At 72.2% G+C, this 18,297-nt stretch carries 18 protein-coding genes; 11 read left to right on the top strand and 7 right to left on the bottom strand.

Features of this window, described 5'->3' with window-relative positions:
* Nucleotides 1-209: 209 nt before the first annotated feature.
* Nucleotides 210-1,550, top strand: coding sequence for an allantoinase AllB (allB, locus tag AC07A4_RS16380; RefSeq protein WP_478598528.1), 1,341 nt, complete (start codon nt 210-212; stop codon nt 1,548-1,550).
* Between the two features lie 5 nt (nt 1,551-1,555).
* Complete coding sequence (gene alc / locus AC07A4_RS16385; RefSeq protein WP_478598530.1) at nt 1,556-2,704, top strand: allantoicase; 1,149 nt, start codon at nt 1,556-1,558, stop codon at nt 2,702-2,704.
* A 192-nt stretch (nt 2,705-2,896) separates the two neighbouring features.
* Here the strand turns inward: alc and AC07A4_RS16390 are convergent, their stop codons facing one another.
* The 4 genes from AC07A4_RS16390 to AC07A4_RS16405 form a co-directional block, all read right to left on the bottom strand.
* Entirely contained in the window at nt 2,897-3,565 is a 669-nt protein-coding gene (locus AC07A4_RS16390) for a response regulator (RefSeq protein ID WP_478598533.1), read from the bottom strand.
* 29 nt (nt 3,566-3,594) lie between these two features.
* Nucleotides 3,595-4,791, bottom strand: a complete 1,197-nt coding sequence (locus AC07A4_RS16395; protein WP_478598535.1) for a hypothetical protein — start codon at nt 4,789-4,791, stop codon at nt 3,595-3,597.
* On the bottom strand, nt 4,788-5,996 hold the full coding sequence (locus tag AC07A4_RS16400; RefSeq protein WP_478598538.1) for a hypothetical protein: 1,209 nt from the start codon (nt 5,994-5,996) through the stop codon (nt 4,788-4,790). Before AC07A4_RS16400 ends, AC07A4_RS16395 begins: the two co-directional genes overlap by 4 nt.
* 140 nt (nt 5,997-6,136) lie before the next feature.
* On the bottom strand, nt 6,137-7,417 hold the full coding sequence (locus AC07A4_RS16405; protein WP_478598541.1) for a sensor histidine kinase: 1,281 nt from the start codon (nt 7,415-7,417) through the stop codon (nt 6,137-6,139).
* Between the two features lie 181 nt (nt 7,418-7,598).
* On the opposite strand from AC07A4_RS16405, the gene AC07A4_RS16410 reads away from it, so the two are divergent.
* Nucleotides 7,599-7,805, top strand: coding sequence for a hypothetical protein (locus AC07A4_RS16410; RefSeq protein WP_478598543.1), 207 nt, complete (start codon nt 7,599-7,601; stop codon nt 7,803-7,805).
* 38 nt (nt 7,806-7,843) lie between these two features.
* Here the strand turns inward: AC07A4_RS16410 and AC07A4_RS16415 are convergent, their stop codons facing one another.
* Nucleotides 7,844-8,287, bottom strand: coding sequence for a guanyl-specific ribonuclease (locus AC07A4_RS16415; RefSeq protein WP_478598546.1), 444 nt, complete (start codon nt 8,285-8,287; stop codon nt 7,844-7,846).
* A 205-nt stretch (nt 8,288-8,492) separates the two neighbouring features.
* Nucleotides 8,493-9,101, bottom strand: a complete 609-nt coding sequence (locus AC07A4_RS16420; RefSeq protein WP_478598548.1) for a dihydrofolate reductase family protein — start codon at nt 9,099-9,101, stop codon at nt 8,493-8,495.
* Nucleotides 9,102-9,318: 217 nt separating this feature from the next.
* Between AC07A4_RS16420 and AC07A4_RS16425 the strand changes: the two genes are divergently transcribed.
* From AC07A4_RS16425 to AC07A4_RS16435, 3 genes are all read left to right on the top strand, one after another.
* Complete coding sequence (locus AC07A4_RS16425; RefSeq protein ID WP_478598550.1) at nt 9,319-10,116, top strand: SDR family oxidoreductase; 798 nt, start codon at nt 9,319-9,321, stop codon at nt 10,114-10,116.
* A gap of 299 nt (nt 10,117-10,415) precedes the next feature.
* The gene (locus tag AC07A4_RS16430) at nt 10,416-11,618 is read left to right on the top strand and encodes a cytochrome P450 family protein (protein WP_478598553.1); all 1,203 of its coding nucleotides are present in this window, start codon (nt 10,416-10,418) and stop codon (nt 11,616-11,618) included.
* 63 nt (nt 11,619-11,681) lie between these two features.
* Complete coding sequence (locus AC07A4_RS16435; RefSeq protein WP_478598556.1) at nt 11,682-12,116, top strand: PaaI family thioesterase; 435 nt, start codon at nt 11,682-11,684, stop codon at nt 12,114-12,116.
* A 97-nt stretch (nt 12,117-12,213) separates the two neighbouring features.
* Here the strand turns inward: AC07A4_RS16435 and AC07A4_RS16440 are convergent, their stop codons facing one another.
* Nucleotides 12,214-13,221 (bottom strand): Gfo/Idh/MocA family protein, encoded by a 1,008-nt coding sequence (locus AC07A4_RS16440; protein WP_478598558.1) that lies wholly within the window; start codon nt 13,219-13,221, stop codon nt 12,214-12,216.
* A 140-nt stretch (nt 13,222-13,361) separates the two neighbouring features.
* Here AC07A4_RS16440 and AC07A4_RS16445 point away from each other — a divergent pair, with 140 nt between their 5' ends.
* From AC07A4_RS16445 to AC07A4_RS16465, 5 genes are all read left to right on the top strand, one after another.
* Nucleotides 13,362-14,111 carry a GntR family transcriptional regulator gene (locus tag AC07A4_RS16445; protein ID WP_478598954.1) on the top strand — a complete coding sequence of 250 codons (750 nt, stop codon included), beginning with the start codon at nt 13,362-13,364 and terminating at the stop codon, nt 14,109-14,111.
* A gap of 154 nt (nt 14,112-14,265) precedes the next feature.
* On the top strand, nt 14,266-15,255 hold the full coding sequence (locus AC07A4_RS16450; protein ID WP_478598956.1) for a sugar ABC transporter substrate-binding protein: 990 nt from the start codon (nt 14,266-14,268) through the stop codon (nt 15,253-15,255).
* A gap of 122 nt (nt 15,256-15,377) precedes the next feature.
* Nucleotides 15,378-16,391, top strand: a complete 1,014-nt coding sequence (locus AC07A4_RS16455; RefSeq protein ID WP_478598560.1) for a sugar ABC transporter substrate-binding protein — start codon at nt 15,378-15,380, stop codon at nt 16,389-16,391.
* Nucleotides 16,388-17,440 carry an ABC transporter permease gene (locus tag AC07A4_RS16460; protein WP_478598561.1) on the top strand — a complete coding sequence of 351 codons (1,053 nt, stop codon included), beginning with the start codon at nt 16,388-16,390 and terminating at the stop codon, nt 17,438-17,440. Before AC07A4_RS16455 ends, AC07A4_RS16460 begins: the two co-directional genes overlap by 4 nt.
* Nucleotides 17,437-18,285 carry an ATP-binding cassette domain-containing protein gene (locus tag AC07A4_RS16465; RefSeq protein WP_478598563.1) on the top strand — a complete coding sequence of 283 codons (849 nt, stop codon included), beginning with the start codon at nt 17,437-17,439 and terminating at the stop codon, nt 18,283-18,285. Before AC07A4_RS16460 ends, AC07A4_RS16465 begins: the two co-directional genes overlap by 4 nt.
* The last annotated feature ends 12 nt before the right edge of the window (nt 18,286-18,297 follow it).

Here is an 18,297-nt window from a genome sequence, read left to right on the forward strand (position 1 = left end):
GGCGTGCCGCGGCCTCCTGGGGTGGCCCCTGTCGTACGTACCTCCATTCTGACCCTCGGAATCATAATTCCACTTCGTGGAAACGTATAGACCCTTGACGGGGCGCGCGGCTGGGTGAAAACTCCTTCAACAGAACGTTGAATTCCGCTGGCCGGAAGGCGGCGGACCCCGGTGGCGCGAGCCCTGGGCCGGAGCAGAGAGGGGTCGCGGTGTCCGACGTCGAACTGGTGCTGCGCTCGACGCGCGTCATCACCCCCGAAGGGCCGCGGGCCGCGTCCGTCGCCGTCAGCGGCGGCACCATCGTGGCGGTACGCCCGTACCACATGCCCGTCGAGCCCGGCGCCCGCGTCGAGGACGTCGGCGACCACGCCCTGCTGCCCGGGCTCGTCGACACGCACGTCCACGTGAACGACCCCGGCCGCACCGAGTGGGAAGGCTTCTGGACGGCCACGCGCGCCGCCGCCGCGGGCGGCATCACGACGCTCGTCGACATGCCGCTCAACTCCCTGCCGCCGACGACGACCGTCGACAACCTGCACACCAAGCGCGGCGTCGCCCGCCCCAAGGCGCACATCGACGTCGGCTTCTGGGGCGGCGCCCTGCCCGACAACGTCAAGCACCTCAGGCCCCTGCACGACGCGGGCGTCTACGGCTTCAAGTGCTTCCTCTCGCCCTCCGGCGTGGACGAGTTCCCCGAGCTGGACCAGGACCAGCTCGCCGCCGCCATGGGGGAGATCGCCGGCTTCGGCGGGCTGCTCATCGTGCACGCCGAGGACCCGCGCGAGCTGGCCGCCGCGCCCGCGAAGAGCGGTCCCCGCTACGCCGACTTCCTCGCCACCCGGCCGCGCGCCAGCGAGGACACCGCCATCGAGGGCCTCATCGCGCTCGCCCGGCGCATCGGCGCCCGCGTGCACGTCCTGCACCTGTCCTCCGGCGACGCCCTGCCCCTGATCGCCGCCGCCAAGCGCGACGGCGTACACCTGACCGTCGAGACCTGCCCGCACTACCTGACGCTCACCGCCGAGGAAGTCCCCGACGGGGCGAGCGAGTTCAAGTGCTGCCCGCCCATCCGCGAGGCCGCCAACCAGGACCTGCTCTGGCGGGCGCTCGCCGACGGCACCATCGACTGCGTCGTGACCGACCACTCCCCGTCCACCGCCGACCTGAAGACCGCCGACTTCGCCACCGCCTGGGGCGGCATCTCCGGCCTCCAGCTGAGCCTGCCCGCGATGTGGACGGCCGCGCGGGCCCGCGGCCACGGCCTGGCGGACGTGGCGCGCTGGATGGCGGCGAACACCGCGCGCCTGGTCGGCCTCGAAGGCCGCAAGGGCGCGATCGCGCCCGGCCGCGACGCCGACTTCGTGGTCCTCGCGCCCGACGAGACCTTCACCGTCGACCCCGCCCGGCTCCAGCACCGCAACCGCGTCACCGCCTACGCGGGAAAGACGCTCAGCGGTGTCGTCAAGTCCACCTGGCTGCGGGGCCAGCGCATCGTGTCCGACGGCGAGTTCAGCGCGCCGTCGGGCCTCCTACTGGAAAGGAAGAACTGATCACCGTGACGGCACGGCAGCAATCCCCCCTGGCCAGCTTCACCGGCGACGCGAACCCCTACGGCGGCGGCGAGCCCTTCGCCGACTACCGCACCGCCGACTTCCCCTTCACCCAGTACGCCAACCTCGCCGACCGGCAGCTCGGCGCCGCAGTCATCGCCGCCAACGACGAGTTCTTCGCCATGCGGGAGAACCTGCTGCTTCCGGGACCCGCCGTGTTCGACCCCGAGCACTTCGGGCACAAGGGCAAGGTCATGGACGGCTGGGAGACCCGGCGCCGCCGGGGCGTGTCCGCCGAGCAGCCCTGGCCCACGGAAGACGACCACGACTGGGCGCTCGTACGGCTCGGCGCGCCCGGCGTCGTCCACGGCGTCGTCGTCGACACCGCCCACTTCCGCGGCAACTACCCGCAGGCGGTGTCCCTGGAGGGCACGGCCGTCGAGGGCTCGCCGACGCCCGGGGAACTCCTCGCCGACGACGTCAAGTGGACCGTGCTCGTACCGCGCACCCCGGTCGGCGGCCACGCCGCGAACGGCTTCGCCGTCGACGTGCCCCAGCGCTTCACGCACCTGCGCCTCAACCAGCACCCCGACGGCGGCATCGCCCGTCTTCGCGTGTACGGCGAGGTCGTCGCCGACCCCGACTGGCTCACCGCCCTCGGCACCTTCGACGTGGTCGCCCTGGAGAACGGCGGCCAGGTCGAGGACGCCTCCGACCGCTTCTACTCGCCCGCCACCCACACCATCCAGCCCGGCCGCTCCCGGAAGATGGACGACGGCTGGGAGACCCGGCGGCGGCGCGACCAGGGGCACGACTGGATCCGCTACCGGCTCGCCGCGCGGGCCGAGGTGCGGGCCCTGGAGATCGACACCGCCTACCTGAAGGGCAACGCGGCGGGGTGGGCGGCGGTGTTCGTGCGCGACGGCGAGGGCGGCGAGGACGGCGAGGGCGGTGCCTGGGTCGAGGCGCTGCCGCGGACGCGGCTGCAGCCCGACACCAACCACCGCTTCGTGCTGCCCGCGGCCGCCGTTGGCACCCACGCGCGCGTGGACATCTTTCCCGACGGCGGCATCTCGCGGCTGCGGCTCTTCGGGTCCCTGACGGAGTCCGGGGCGGATGCCTTGCGGGTCCGTCACCGGGGGCTGACGGCGTAGCCCCGCGTAGCCCCGCGGGGGCCGTGCGGGGCTGATCGGCGCTCCGCGCCTCGTCCTCAATCGCCGGACGGGCTGAATCTTCGCGCTGCGCGCTCGTCCTCAAGCGCCGGACGGGCTTGATTGCCGCGCTTGCGTGCTTGTCCTCAAGCGCCGGACAGGCTGGATCTGTCCATCCAGCCGTGAGCCGCTCGGTCAGGGGGCGTCCAGTAGGCCCGCGTCGTGGACCAGGAGGGCGATCTGGACGCGGTTGTTGAGGTCCAGCTTGGTGAGCACCCGCGACACATGGGCCTTCACCGTGGCCACGCTGAGATAGAGCTCGGCGGCGATGTCCGCGTTGGACGCCCCCCGCCCCACCGCGACGGCGACCTGCCGCTCCCGCTCGCCAAGGGCGTCGAGCCGCGTCAGCGCCCGCTGCCGCCGGTCGAGTTGCGGGCCGCCCCCGGTCACCTGGGAGATCAGCTGCTGCGTCACCGTCGGCGAAAGGACCGGCTCCCCGGCGGCCACGGCCCGTACCGCCGCGACGATCTCGGCGGGCGCGGTGTCCTTGAGGACGAATCCGGCGGCACCGGCGCGCAGCGCGCGCAGCACCTGCTCGTCGGCGTGGAACGTGGTGAGGACGACGACCTCGGGCGCGCCGGGCCGCTTGCGCAGCGCCTCCGTGGCGGCGAGGCCGTCCATGGTCGGCATCCGGATGTCCATCAGGACGACGTCCGGCTTCACCTCGCCGACCAGCGCGGCGACCTCGCTGCCGTCTCCCGCCTCGCCCACGATCTCGATGTCGTCCGCGCCGCCGAGCATGAAGGAGAGCCCGGCGCGTACCAGCGGGTCGTCGTCGACGAGGAGGAGCCTGATCGGTTTCATGGGCCTACCGTAACGAGGCGGGTCCGGGGTCACGCGGGCAGGCGCAGGCGCAGCGGGCCGCAGCCGATCCGGTCGGCCTCGGCCGCGACGTAGCGGGGCGTCAGGGCCCGGATGTCGGCGGCGGTCTCGCCGTCGTCGGCCCTGATCAGGAAGGTGACGTCGCCGGTCTGGCACTCGGCTTGGTAGAGGGCCATGTCGTCGCGGAGGAAGCCGTGGCCCTGGGAGTGCCCCTCGGTGTCACCCGCGGCGGTGATGCGGCGCTTCCCGCCGTAGCGCGAGAGATCCTTGTAGAGGACGGCGAGCCGCGGGTCCTCGACGGTCATCAGGCGCAGCGAGGGGTGGGGGGACAGGATGCCGCGGTCGCAGGTGCGCACGGGTGCGGAGCCCGCCGTGACCAGCGGGCCGTGGTAGGTGTCGAGCCTCCGGCCGCCGTGCGCGCGCAGGCCCTTGACGCCGCACACCGCGTCGCGCTCCTCGGTGATGAAGCGGGCCGGTGCGGTGAGCCGCGTGGAGGGGTCGGCGAGGGTCCGGGCGCAGCCCTTGTCGGTCATATAGCCGTTGACGAGCTTCACCACGGCACGGGCGAGCCGGGCGCGCTCGTCGGTGTCGACCCGGTCATCGAAGATGATCCGGCTGGTGTCCACGTCGATGACGAGGGGGCCGTCGTCCTCGCCCTGCCCGCCGACGCACCCTTCGGGAACGGCGAGCCACGCGCGCGTGTCCGACACCATGCCGAGCAGTCCGCCGCCCAGGGGCGTCATCCGCGCGGACAGATACGCGTCGGCCCACTGGTCGCCCGCGCCGCCGAAGCGGGCGTCGAGCCGGTGCAGCCGGGCGGTGACGCGGGCGCCGCGCGGGGACTTCAACTGGCAGGTGCCGAACGGTCCTTCGGAGCCGGTCCTGTCGTAGCTGACGGGTATCTCGGAGGACGCGATGTCCCGCTTGCCGTCGAAGAGCTCGGCGACGTCGTCCTCGTCGAACGCGCCCCAGCACGCCCTCCGTTCCTCGGCGAACGGCCCCGCTTCGGCCTGCCAGGCCACCCCGGTGCCGCCGAGCAGCGCCCCGGCGACGGCGGCGGCGAGTGCGGGCCGCAGCCTGCCGTGCGTGAGCCGCCGCCAGTGCCACCAGGGCCGCCGGGGCACGGCCGTGGCCGTGGCGACCGCCGCCGCCACGTCGGCCCCGCCGGCCTCCGCGGCGCCCGCTGTCCGCCGGTCGTCGTCCCTCATCGGTCGTCCCCCTCTGCCGCGGACGGCGCGAGGGGCGCGCATCCCAGGCGGCGTGTCACGGCGTCGGTGAAAGCGGTGAAGTGGCCCGTGGTCGCGCGCGTCTTGGCGCCGAGCAGCAGGAACGTGGTTGGGCGGCCCGCGCACGCGGCCCGAACGACCTGGTGACCGGCGGCGAACACGCCACTCCCGCGCCAGCCGCGCGCGGGCGGCCGGTCGCCGGTCACCCCGTCCAGGAGGGCGTTGAGCCTCGGCTGACGGATCATCAGGGCGTCGAGGATCCGGGTGTCCGCACGCCGCCCGGGCCGCCCGGACCGGTCGACGCCCACGGAGCAGGCCTGCAGGTCCCGTGTGACCGCGCCGACCTGGGCCACCAGGCGCCGGTCGGCCTCCTCGCCGAGCCCGGTCGTGACGTGGAGGCCCGGGATGCGGCACGCGGCCGTGGACGGCGAGGTGTCCTCCTCCCGCTCGGGCAGCCTGAGCAGCGGCGAGGTGACGCGCAGGGGCTCGTCCGGGGCGCAGCCCGCGGCCCGCATGCCCGCGTTGGCGGCGGACAGCAGGAGTTCGACGACGTCGTCGACGCCCCCGGGGGCGGTGCCGCCGAAGACGTCTCCAGGGCTCCCCTCCTTGGCCCGCAGTGTGACGGCGGTGGGACGCCCGTCGCGGGTGTCGCAGCGCTTGGGCAGGACGACCAGGCCGTGGCTGCCGTCGACGGCGCCGGGCAGCCCTTCGGGCAGGGGCATCGCGCGGCCGCCGAGGAAGGAGTCGACCCACTCCAGGCGGGCCGCCGTCCGCTGCGGCGCGGGGCCGTAGGCGACCGTCACCTGGGTCTCTTGGGCGCTTCTGGCGCCGCCGCTGCGCGTGTGCCGGGAGCGGACCGCGAGGACGCAGGTCCCCTCGGGCCGTGCGGCGGTGGGCGCGGCGCCCCAGGCGGTCCGGCTGTGGCCGTCCTCGCCCTTGAAGGCCTCGTCGCCGAGGACGGCGGGCCCGCTGTCCTCCCGCCAGGCGCCCCAGCAGTAGCGCTCGCGGTCGCGGTCCTCGAAGGGCCAGGTGTCCGTGGCCCAGCTGCCGAGGCCCGCGGCGAGGACGGCGGCGGCGGTGCCCGCGGCGACGGCGCCACGCCGGGTCCTGAGGCGTTGGCGTACGCGTATGAACCGTTCGCCGACGCGTGGCTGGCCGGTGTCGTCCGGCGCGTTCTCCGCCGTCACGGCGTTCACCCCTCCGGTTGCGAGCCTTTGCTCGTGTGCGGCGGCGATCGTATCCAGGAGGCGCGCGGCGTCCTTCAGCAGGCCCTGGAGGGACCGGAGTTGGGCCGGGAGCAGGGTCCGGAGCGACGGTCCTGAGCGGGTCAGTCCGGGCGGTTGGGCGAGGCCCAGGGCAGCCAGGCCTCGACGAGGAAGCCGCCGTCGGGGCGGGCTCCGTGGCCGAGCCGCCCGCCCGCGAGCGAGGCCCGCTCGGTGAGCCCGATGAGCCCCTGGCCGGAGCCGGGCACGTGCGGGACCTCGCCGGGGGGTGCCGGGTTGCTGATGGACAGGGTCAGGCCCTCGTCGGGGGAGCCCGCGACGAGGACGGTCACCTCGGTGCCCGGCGCGTGCTTGCGGGCGTTGGTGAGCGCCTCCTGGGCGATGCGGTAGGCGGTGCGGCCGATGGCGGCGGGCACGGCCTTCGGGTCCCGTACCCGCAGGTCGAGGACGACCTTCATATCGGCGTCGCGGGACTCGGCGACGAGCGTGTCCAGGGCCGCGAGCGTGGGCTGGGGCCGCCCGGAGGCCTCGGTGTCGCCGCCGCGCAGCACGCCGATGACCTGGCGCAGGTCCTGGAGCGCCTCGTGCGCGCTCTCGCGGATGACCCCGGCGGCGCGGGCGATCTCGGCCTGGGGGGCGTCGGGCCGGAACTCCAGGGCGCCCGCGTGCACGCTGAGCAGCGTCAGGCGGTGCGCGAGGACGTCGTGCATCTCGCGCGCGATGGCCTCGCGGGCCAGGCGCTGGGCCTGCTCGGCGCGGAGCGCGGCCTCGTTCTCGGCGCGCCGGGCCCGGTCGCGCAGGGCGACGAGGAGCTGGCGCCGGGAGCGCACGAGCATGCCCCAGGCGAGCACGATGGCGATGAGCATCGAGGTCAGGACGACCGAGACCAGGTACGGCGTCCCGTTGTCGGGCCGCAGCCAGAAGAACAGCGGCACCGTGGCGATCGAGATGCCGCCGATGGTCGCGCTGTACTGGAACGGCCGGTGCACGGCGAGCGTGAAGTAGGCCACGAGCGTGGTGCCGCCCGCGGTGTCGGACACGAAGCCGATGAGCAGCATCGCCACGGCGAGGCCGACCGGCCAGCGCCTGCGCAGCCACACGCCGGCGCAGGACACGGCGCCGATGAGCTGGTCGAGCGCGATCATGTCGTCGGACAGGTGCGGGTTGTCGCCGACGCCGTCGGCGATCAGCGCGCCGACGATCACGGCCGCCAGGAAGAAGCAGAAGTCGACGACCCAGTCGCGCAGGGTGCGCCGCACCTTGCGGCCGCCGCCACGCTGGCGGTCCGGGTCGAGTTCGGCGGCGACGGCGGAGGGCAGGAACCACCTCCGGACGACGGGCTCCGCCGCGGCCGCGGCCGTCTGGGCACCAGTGCTGTCGTTCACAATCGACAAATCTACGCACGCTCCTGGCCCACCCCCGCCCACCTGCCGTGATCGGCTACGAAAGTCTCGGCGCCCGCGACTTTGGACGCGGCTTCGCCGGAGGAAGGGGGCCGTGCGGCACGGCGGTCCTCGCCCCGCGGCCGATGTGCGTGCGGGGGCCGCGGGGCGAGGCTCTTGTGCCATGAAACAGCTACTCGAAGGACTCGGTTTCCTCGTCCTGATCCAGGGACTCGGGGGCCTGGTGTACGAACTCACCGGCTGGGTGCGCTGGGGCCTGGTGCAGAGCCTGCCGCTCGCCGACGGCTACGAGCTGTACTTGAGCATCGCGCTCCTGGTGCTCGCGTTCGCGCTGTTCGCCGCCGGCGAGAGCGCGGGCAAGTCCCGCTGAGGCGCCCCAGGCCGTGCCCCTAGAGTCCGGCGGCCGGGTCAGCAGCCGCGGTCGACCAGGTCGAAGGACCGGTAGTGGTCGGCGGTGTAGTAGTCCTCCTGGTTGCGCTCGCCGGTGACGATCCGGCGGGCGCCGCGGTGGGAGGAGCCCGGCGTCTTGACGGTGTACTCGTGGTAGTAGCCGGTGGACTGCTTCGGCAGTATGCCCTCCCTGTTCTGGAAGACGGTGCCGTCCTGCGGGTACGGGAACGGCCCGCCCCGGTCGATCAGACGGAGCGTGTCGTGCGCCTGCGCGGGCAGGTCCGAGTAGCAGATGTCACCGACGGCGGCGACGGAGTACCCGGCCTGGGCGACGACGGCGGACGGCGCGGACAGCGCGGACGGCGCCGCGTTCGCGGAGCCGGTGACGGTGCCGCCGACGAGGAACGCGGCGGCGACGGCGGACACACTGACGAGTCGGGTGATGCGTGGGGGGATTCGCATGGGCCCAGTGTGACGCGCGTAGAGGTTGATGTGTCAATGACAATGTTGAGTAAGTCCGAGGAATTTCCCGGGAGTTAACCGGGGTCAACTGGGGTTCACCGAAGCGAACCGGCCCAGGCTGACGCGGCTTCACTCAGGCCCGCCCGCGCCCGGCGGCCGAGCCCCGGCGACTCCCGTACTCCGTGCCCCGTACCCCGTACTCCGACTAGTAGCTCCCGTACTCCGGACGCCCCACGCAGTCGTACGAGTTGATGGCGACGCCCTTCGACGTCGTACGGGACCCGGCGTGCCGGAAGGCCGTGGGCAGGCTGCCCTCGGCGAACAGGCGCTTGCCGGTGCCGAGCGCGACCGGGAACGTCAGCAGGTGCAGAGTGTCGATCAGGTCGTGGTCCAGGAGCGTGCGCGCGAGGCCCGCGCTGCCGTGCAGCTGGAGTTCGCGGCCCGGCCGCTCCTTCAGCGCGGCGACCTCCTTGACCAGGTCCTCGCGGCCGACGATCCGGGTGCCCTGCCAGTCGGCGCTCGTGAGCGTCGTGCTCGCCACGTACTTGGGCAGCGCGTTGAGCTTGGAGGCCACCGGGTCGGCGGGGTCGGTGACCTTGGGCCAGTACCCCGCGAAGATCTCGTACGTGTGCCGCCCCAGGAGGAAGGCGTCCGCCTCGCGGAACACCTCGTCGATGAAGCGGCCGAAGTCCTCGTCGCCGTACGGCACGGACCAGCCGCCGTGCTCGAAGCCGCCGCTGGTGTCCTCCTGCGGCCCGCCGGGGGCCTGGATGACGCCGTCGAGGGTCATGAACTGGGTGAGTGTGATCTTCATGGCGACTGCCTTCCGTGCACTGCCGGCCGCGGGCGCCGTCCGCGCCCCGTCACCTAGGAAGACCCTCGCACCGCGCGGAACTCATCGCCCGCCGGGCCGGTGCGGGCCCCGAAGATCGGTGTCCGTTTGCCGCCAGCCACCGGGGCGCGCGGCGGCTTTGATTGAACACGCAAGCACCGAGCGGCGCAGGCCGCAGAACCGGAAAAGAGTGCCACGCATGTCTTCCACCACTTCTCCTTCTTCTTCCCTTTCCTCCCTCGCCACCGCGCCCGCACTGCCCCCGCTGACCGGGAAGACCGCCCTCGTCACCGGCGGCAGCCGCGGCATCGGCGCGGCGATCGCGCTGCGGCTCGCCCAGGAGGGCGCCGATGTGGCGATCACCTATGTCCGGGGCGAGGACGCGGCCCGCGAGGTCGTCGCCAAGATCGAGGCGGCCGGGCGGCGCGGGTTCGCCATCCGGGCCGACGCGGCCGACGCCGGGGACGCCGCGGGCGCCGTGGAACGCGCCGCCGACGACCTCGGCGGCCTGGACATCCTGGTCAACAACGCGGGCACCGGCGCGATCGGCCCCCTGGAGACGCTCGGCCTCGCCGATGTGAACCGGGTCCTCGACGTCAACGTCCGCGCGACGTTCCTCGCCTCCCAGGCGGCGGTCGCCCGCATGGGGCGCGGCGGGCGCGTCGTGACCATCGGCAGCTGCATGGCCAAGCACGTGCCGGGCCCCGGCGGCACCCTCTACGCCACCAGCAAGGCGGCCCTCATCGGCCTCACGAAGGCGCTGGCCAGGGAGCTCGGCGAGCGCGGCATCACCGCGAACCTCGTGCACCCCGGGCCCATCGACACCGACATGAACCCGGCGGACGGCCCCTACGCCGCCGCGCAGGCGGCGGGGACGGCGCTCGGGCGCTACGGGCACGTGGACGAGGTGGCGTCGATGGTGGCGTACCTCGTCGGGGACGAGGCGCGGTACGTGACCGGTGCCGAGGTGTCCGTGGACGGGGGGCACGCGGCGTAGGTCCCTGCCGGGGGGCTTCCCCCACCCCGCCCCTTCCCGAAACCATGGGGCTCCGCCCCCTGGACCCCCGAAAAGCAATCGGCCTTCGGCCTCGTCCTCAAACGCCGGACGGGCTAGAACGTTCTAGCCCGTCCGGCGTTTGAGGACGAGGCGCGGAGCGCCAATGTCTGTGAGCGGGGGAACGGGGGCAGCCGCACCCGGAGTGGGAAGGGGCGGGCCTGGGGCGCCCCGCGAGGGAACCCGGAGGGCCGCCGCGTTCGTTGGCAGGTGAAAGCAGCCAACCCCGGAGAGGGGCCCACATGGCAGCAGAAGCCACCGAGGCCACCGAGGCCATCGACCTCGGCGCATACGACGACTTCACCACCAACCCCCACCGGGCCTACGCGGAGTTACGCGCCCGCGGCCCCATCCACAAGGTCCGGTTCCCACCCCCGGACCACGAGGACGACCACTACCTGGTAGTGGGCCACGAACTGGCCAGGGCCACCCTCGCCGACCCCCGGCTCACCAAGTCGAGCGAGGGATTCGACGCCGAGCTGCCGGACGAGAAGCTGATCGGCCCGTATCTGCTGACGGTGGACCCGCCGCGGCACACGCGCCTGCGCTCCCTGATCGCCCGCGAGTTCACCGCCCGCCGCGTCCAGGCCCTCGCCCCGCGCATCCAGAGCGTCACGGACGGCCTCCTGGACGCCATGCTCGCCGGGGAACGCCGCGCGGACCTGGTGGAGGCGCTGGCCTTCCCGCTGCCCATGACGGTCATCTGTGAACTCCTCGGCGTCCCTGACCTGGACCGCGACGAGTTCCGCCGCCTGTCGAACGAGGCGATCACACCGACGACGGAGGTGTGGGAGGACGCGGTCTTCGCCGAACTGTCCGCGTACTTGGACGTCCTGATCGCCGCCAAGCGCGAGGCCCCGGGCGACGACCTGCTCAGCGCCCTGATCCGCACCCGCGCCGAGGACGGCGACCGCCTCTCCCACGAGGAGCTGCGCGGCATGGCGTATCTGCTGCTCATCGCGGGCCACGAGACGACGGTCCACCTCATCACCAACACCCTCCACGCCCTGCTCACCCGGCCCGCCCAACTGGCCGAGCTGCGCGCCGACATGAGCCTGCTCGACGGCGCGATCGAGGAGGGCCTGCGGCACGAGGGCCCGGTGGAGAACGCGACGTACCGCTTCACCACCGAACCCACCGAGATAGGCGGCATGACGGTGCCCGCGGGCTCGGTCGTCGTCGTGGGCCTCACCGCGGCCAACCGCGATCCGGGGAAGTACGGCACGCCGGACGCCTTCGACCTGCACCGCGCCCCCCAGGGCCACGTGGCCTTCGGGCACGGCATCCACTTCTGCCTGGGCGCCCCGCTGGCCCGCCTGGAAGGCCGGATCGCCCTGCGCTCGCTCCTGGAGCGCTGCCCGGACCTCGCCCTGGACGGCCCCGCGACGGACTGGCGGCCGGGGCTGCTGATGCGCGGCCTGCGCCGCCTGGACGTCCGCTGGTAGCGGTACGGAGATGCCTCAGCAGGGCCCTAGGCGCAGAGGTTACCGGGTGGTAGAAGTCGTGCCATGACAGACGCCCCACCGCCCGCGCGGCCCCTGGACCTCATCCTCGCTCAGAAGACCCTCGCCGCCCAGCCGTTCAGCCTCCTGGTGGGCGCCGAGGTGACCGCCTTCGGTGACGGCGGGGCCACCCTGGAGATCCCGCTCAGGGACGAACTCCTCCAGCAGAACGGCTTCGTGCACGGCGGCGTCCTGTCGTACGCGGCGGACAACGGCATCACGTTCGCCGCGGGCACCGCGCTCGGCCCCGCCGTCCTGACCTCCGGCTTCTCCATCCAGTACGTCCGCCCCGCCACCGGAGTGCGCCTGGTGGCCCGGGCGACGGTCGCCGACGCCACGCGCCGTCAGGCCGTGGTCCGCTGCGACCTCTTCGCCGTGGACGGCGACGGCACCGAGGTGCTGTGCGCGATGGCCCAGGGCACGGTCCGCGCCACCGGATGAGACGCGCCGCCGGGGCGCGCCGCGGTCTCATGGGACCGGCCCCGAGGAGGGGGGATGCCCCGGGGCCGGTGGTCGTGGGGGAGCGGGGCAGCCGCCGTCAGGCCCCGGCGATCTCCGTCATGCGCACCGGGCGGCCCTGCGCGCGCGACAGCTCGCAGGCCTCCGCGATCCGCAGGGCGTGCAGCGCCTCCCGGCCGTCGCAGGGGTTCGCCAGCTCGCCGCGCACGACGTCGACGAACGCGGCGAGCTCCGCCTCGTACGCCGGGGCGAAGCGCTCCAGGAAGCCGGGCCAGGGCTTGTCGGGGGCGCCGGGCCCGTCCGGCTCCGCGGAGGTGAGCGGGGTGCGGGCGTCGAGGCCGACGGCGATCTGGTCGGCCTCCCCGGCCAGCTCCATGCGGACGTCGTAGCCCGCGCCGTTGCAGCGCGTGGCCGTGGCCGTGGCCAGGGTGCCGTCGTCGAGCGTGAGCAGCACCGCCGCGGTGTCGACGTCACCGGCGTCGCGGAACATCGCGGGACCGGCGTCGGACCCGGTCGCGTACACCTGAGTGACCTCGCGCCCGGTGACCCAGCGCAGGATGTCGAAGTCGTGCACGAGGCAGTCGCGGTACAGGCCGCCGGAGAGCGGCAGATACGCGGCGGGCGGCGGCGCCGGGTCCGAGGTCATCGCCCGCACCGTGTGCAGCCGTCCGAGCCGGCCGGACCGCACCGCCTCGCGCGCGGCCAGGTACCCGGCGTCGAAGCGGCGCTGGAAGCCGAGCTGCAGGATCGTTCCGGCCGACTCGACCTCGGCGAGCGCGGCGAGCGTGCCGTCCAGGTCCAGGGCGATCGGCTTCTCGCAGAACACCGGCAGGCCCGCCCGCGCCCCCCGGCCGATCAGCTCGGCGTGCGCCGAGGTCGCCGCCGTGATCACCAGCGCGTCCACGCCTGCCGCGGTGAACAGGGCGTCCACCGAGTCCGCCGCCGTCGCCCCCGTGCGGGCGCCGAGGTCCGCGGCCCGGGCCGCGTCCACGTCCGCGACCACCAGCGAGTCCACCTCCGGACGGCGGGCCAGGGCCGCCGCGTGGAAGGTGCCGATACGTCCCGTTCCGATCAGTCCGATGCGCATGGGCCCACCTTCGCGACGCACCCGCGCTCCTGTCAATGGTTTGTCCTGACAACAGAACTTCCGAACTTCCCGTCATCATCGCCCCGGACTACGCTCACCCCGTGACCGAACCAGCAGCAGCCAAAGCCGCGAAACCGGCCGTGGACCCCACCGTGGCCCTGCACCTCGGCGTCGACCGCAGCAGCCCGGTCCCGCTGTACTTCCAGCTCTCCCAGCAGCTGGAGGCGGCGATCGAGCGCGGCGCCCTGACGCCCGGAAGCCTGCTCGGCAACGAGATCGAGCTAGCCGGGCGGCTCGGCCTCTCGCGGCCCACCGTCCGCCAGGCCATCCAGTCGCTCGTCGACAAGGGCCTGCTAGTGCGCCGCCGCGGCGTCGGCACCCAGGTCGTGCACAGCCAGGTCAAGCGCCCCCTGGAGCTCAGCAGCCTCTACGACGACCTGGAGGCGGCGGGCCAGCGCCCCGAGACCCGGGTCCTGCGCAACGTCGTCGAGCCCGCGTCCGCCGAGACCGCGGCCGCCCTCGGAGTGGCCGAGGGCAGCGAGGTCCACCTGGTGGAGCGGCTGCGGCTCGCGCACGGCGAGCCCATGGCGCACCTGCGCAACCACCTCCCGGCCGGGCTGCTCGCCCTCGACACCGAGCGCCTGGAGGCCACCGGCCTGTACCGCCTGATGCGGGCCGCGGGGATCACCCTGCACAGCGCCCGGCAGTCGGTGGGCGCCCGCGCGGCGAGCGCCGCCGAGGCCGCGCTGCTCGCCGAGCCGGAGGGCGCCCCGGTGCTCACCATGCGGCGCACGACGTTCGACGACACCGGCCGCGCGGTGGAGTACGGCTCGCACATCTACCGCGCCTCGCGGTACTCCTTCGAGTTCCAGCTGCTCGTACGCCCCTGACGCCGCCGTCGGACGCGGCCACCCGACCAGCCGTAGTAAGAATGTTCTGACAAAGTCATTGACGCTGGGCGGCAGCCCCCGCTAGAACTCCCACCAGCCGCACTGGAGCGGCCGGGATCAGCCGGGAGAAGGGTGATGCACCATGCGTACAGCCATGCGTTCAGCCCGCACGGCAGCAGCCGCCCTGGTGGCCGTCGCGTTCGCGGCGGGCTGCAGCGGCTCCGGCGGCAAGGACGACGAGGACGAGAAGGGCGGAGGCTCCGGCGGCCAGGCCGCGGGCACGCCCCGGCTGAAGATCGCGATGGTCACGCACTCCGGTGAGGGCGACACCTTCTGGGACATCGTCCAGAACGGCGCCAAGCAGGCGGCGAAGAAGGACAACGTCGAGTTCCTGTACTCCAATGACAAGGAGGGCAAGGGCCAGGCGGAGCTCGTCCAGACCGCGATCGACAAGAAGGTCGACGGGATCGTGGTGACGCTGGCCAAGCCCGAGGCGATGCGCGCGGTCCTGGAGAAGGCGCGCGCGGCGCGCATCCCGGTCGTCACGATCAACTCGGGCGGGGAGTTCTCGCGGCGCTTCGGCGCGCTCGGCCACATCGGGCAGGACGAGTCCGTGGCGGGCGAGGCCGTGGGTGAAGAGCTGAACGAGCGGGGCGGCAAGAAGGTCCTGTGCGTGATCCACGAGCAGGGCAACGTGTCGCTGGAGCAGCGCTGCGCGGGCGTGAAGAAGACCTTCGAAGGCTCGGTGGAAAACTTGAACGTCGACGGCACCAACGCGCCCGGCGCCCAGTCCTCCATCAGCGCGAAGCTGCAGGCCACGAAGGACATCGACGCGGTCGTCACCCTGGGCGCGCCGATCGCGGCCGTCTCCGTGAAGGCCAAGGAGGACGCGGGCAGCAAGGCCGAGGTCGACACGTTCGACCTCAACGCGGAGGTCGTCAAGCGGCTCAAGAACGACGAGGTCGGCTTCGCCGTCGACCAGCAGCCCTACCTCCAGGGCTGCCTCGCCGTCGACGAGCTGTGGCTGTACAAGACCAACGCGAACGTCCTCGGCGGCGGCAAACCCGTCCTGACCGGACCCGCCGTGGTGACCAAGAAGGACGTACCGAAGCTGGAGAAGTTCACCGCCCGCGGTACCCGATGACCACGGGGTGAAGCGGCGTGACCGATACTTGGGCGGCCGGGTCCGCGGACCCGGCCGCACCGGAGAGCACAGCAAACTCTGCAAGTACTGCAAACACTGCACAGCAAGAAGGGCACGGCGACGTGGCAAGGGTTCGGACTGGAGTACGTGCGGTGGGTGCCGTGCTGGTCGCGGTGCTCGGGGCGTCCCTGGTGGGATGCAGCAGCACCGGCGGCAAGCGGGCGGAGGACGCCCGGAAGGCGGCGCAGGCCGGAGGCAGGGCGGCGGTGGATACACCGCGCTGGACCTTCGCGATGATCACTCACTCGGGCGATGGGGACACGTTCTGGGACATCGTCCAGAGCGGCGCCAAGCAGGCCGCTATCAAGGACAACATCAAGTTCCTGTACTCGCACCACGACGAGGCGCAGCAGCAGGCGCAGCTCGTGGACGCGGCGATCGACAAGAAGGTCGACGGGATCATCGTCACCCTCGCGAAGCCGGACGCGATGAAGGCGGCGGTGGCGCGGGCCCGCAAGGCGGGCATCCCCGTGGTGACGGTGAACTCGGGCTCGGAGGAGTCCAAGGAGTTCGGCGCGCTGACCCACATCGGGCAGGACGAGACCATCGCCGGTGAGGCGGTGGGCGAGGAGCTGAACAAGCGGGGCAAGAAGAAGGCCCTGTGCGTGCTGCACGAGCAGGGCAACGTGGGTCACGAGCAGCGCTGCGAGGGTGCGAAGAAGACCTTCAAGGGCGACATGAAGAACCTGTACGTGGAGGGCACGAACATGCCTGACGTGCAGTCCTCCATCGAGGCCAGGCTCCAGGCGGACAAGGACATCGACGCCGTGGTCACCCTGGGCGCCCCGTTCGCGGACACGGCGGTGAAGGCGAAGGACGGCGCGGGCAGCAAGGCCGAGATCGACACCTTCGACCTGAACGAGAAGGTCGCGGGGGGCCTGAAGTCCGGCGACCTCGGCTTCGCCGTCGACCAGCAGCCCTACCTCCAGGGGTACGAGGCCGTGGACCTGCTGTGGCTGTACAAGTACAACGCCGACGTCCTCGGCGGCGGCAAGCCGGTCCTGACCGGACCCCAGATCATCACCAAGGACCAGGCCGGCGAGCTCGAGGAATACGCGAAGCGGGGGACCCGATGAGCGCGACAGCTCCCGCCCCCCAGCGCCCGCTGACCGACGAGCGCCTGCTGAAGACGTCGCCGTTGAAGAAGCTCCTTGGCCGTCCTGAGCTGGGTTCGGTCGTGGGTGCTGTGGCGGTGTTCTTGTTCTTCGCGATCGTCGCGGACAGTTTCCTGCAGACGAGCAGTCTGGCGACGGTTCTGTATGCGGCGTCGACGATCGGGATCATGGCGGTGCCGGTGGCGCTGTTGATGATCGGTGGTGAGTTCGATCTGTCGGCGGGTGTGATGGTGACGACGTCGGCGTTGATCTCGTCGATGTTCAGCTATCAGATGACGGCGAATGTGTGGGTGGGTGTCGGTGTCTCGCTGCTCGCCACCCTCGCGATCGGTGTGTTCAACGGTGTGATGCTGGTCCGTACGGATCCGCCGAGTTTCATCATCACGCTGGGTACGTTCTTGATGCTGACGGGGATGAACCTGGGGTTCACGAAGCTGATCAGCGGCACGGTGTCGACGAAGTCGATCTCCGACATGGAGGGCTTCGCCTCGGCCAAGGACGTCTTCGCTTCGACGGTGACTATCGGTGGCGTCGACTTCAAGATCACGATCGTGTGGTGGCTGGCGATGGTGGCGGTGGCGACCTGGATTCTCCTTCGTACCCGTGCGGGGAACTGGATCTTCGCGGTCGGCGGTGGCGAGCAGGCGGCGCGTGCGGTGGGTGTGCCGGTGGGGTTGACGAAGATCGGCCTGTATATGGGGGTCGCGTTCGGTGCCTGGGTCTCGGGTCAGCATCTGCTGTTCAACTATGACGTGGTGCAGTCGGGTGAGGGGGTCGGCAATGAGCTGATCTACATCATCGCGGCGGTGATCGGCGGGTGTCTGATCACGGGTGGTTACGGTTCGGCGGTGGGTGCCGCGGTGGGTGCGCTGATCTTCGGGATGACCAGCAAGGGCATCGTGTACGCGGAGTGGAACCCGGACTGGTTCAAGTTCTTCCTGGGGGCGATGCTGCTCCTGGCGACCCTGCTGAACGCGTGGGTCCGCAAGCGTGCGGAGGCGACGAAATGACGACCGAGGCCGCTCCTCAGGACGCGACGGCTCCCGCGGACCGTACGCCGCTGGTCGAGCTTGACGACGTCAGCAAGTATTACGGCAATATCCGGGCTCTGGAAGGGGTCTCGCTGGAGGTGCACGCGGGGGAGATCTCCTGCGTGCTGGGCGATAACGGTGCCGGTAAGTCGACTCTCATCAAGATCATCGCGGGGTTGCATCAGCATGACGCGGGGACCTTCTCGATCGAGGGCGAGCCGGCCAAGCTGTCCAGTCCTCGTGAGGCGCTGGACCGGGGGATCGCGACGGTCTACCAGGACCTGGCCGTTGTGCCGCTGATGCCGGTGTGGCGGAACTTCTTCCTCGGTTCCGAGCCGACGAAGGGCAGTGGGCCGTTCAAGCGCCTGGATGTCGAGCGGATGCGGGCGACGACCCATGCGGAGCTGCTGCGGATGGGCATCGACCTGCGGGATGTCGATCAGCCCATCGGCACGCTGTCGGGTGGTGAGCGGCAGTGTGTGGCGATCGCCCGGGCGGTGTATTTCGGGGCGAAGGTGCTTGTGCTGGATGAGCCGACGGCGGCGCTGGGTGTGAAGCAGTCGGGTGTGGTCCTGAAGTACGTGGCCGCGGCCCGGGACGCGGGCCTCGGGGTGGTTCTGATCACCCACAACCCGCACCACGCCTACCTGGTCGGTGACCGTTTCGTCCTCCTCAAGCGCGGCGCGATGGCGGGCAGCCACGCCCGCGCGGAGATCACCCTGGACGAACTCACCCGCCAAATGGCGGGCGGCTCCGAGCTCGAAGACCTCCGGCACGAACTGGAGCGGACTCCCGCCCCGGACCTGGGGGGCAGCGCCCCGTAAGGGGCGCGGGGA

It is taken from the genome of Streptomyces sp. NPDC043996 (assembly GCF_056435225.1).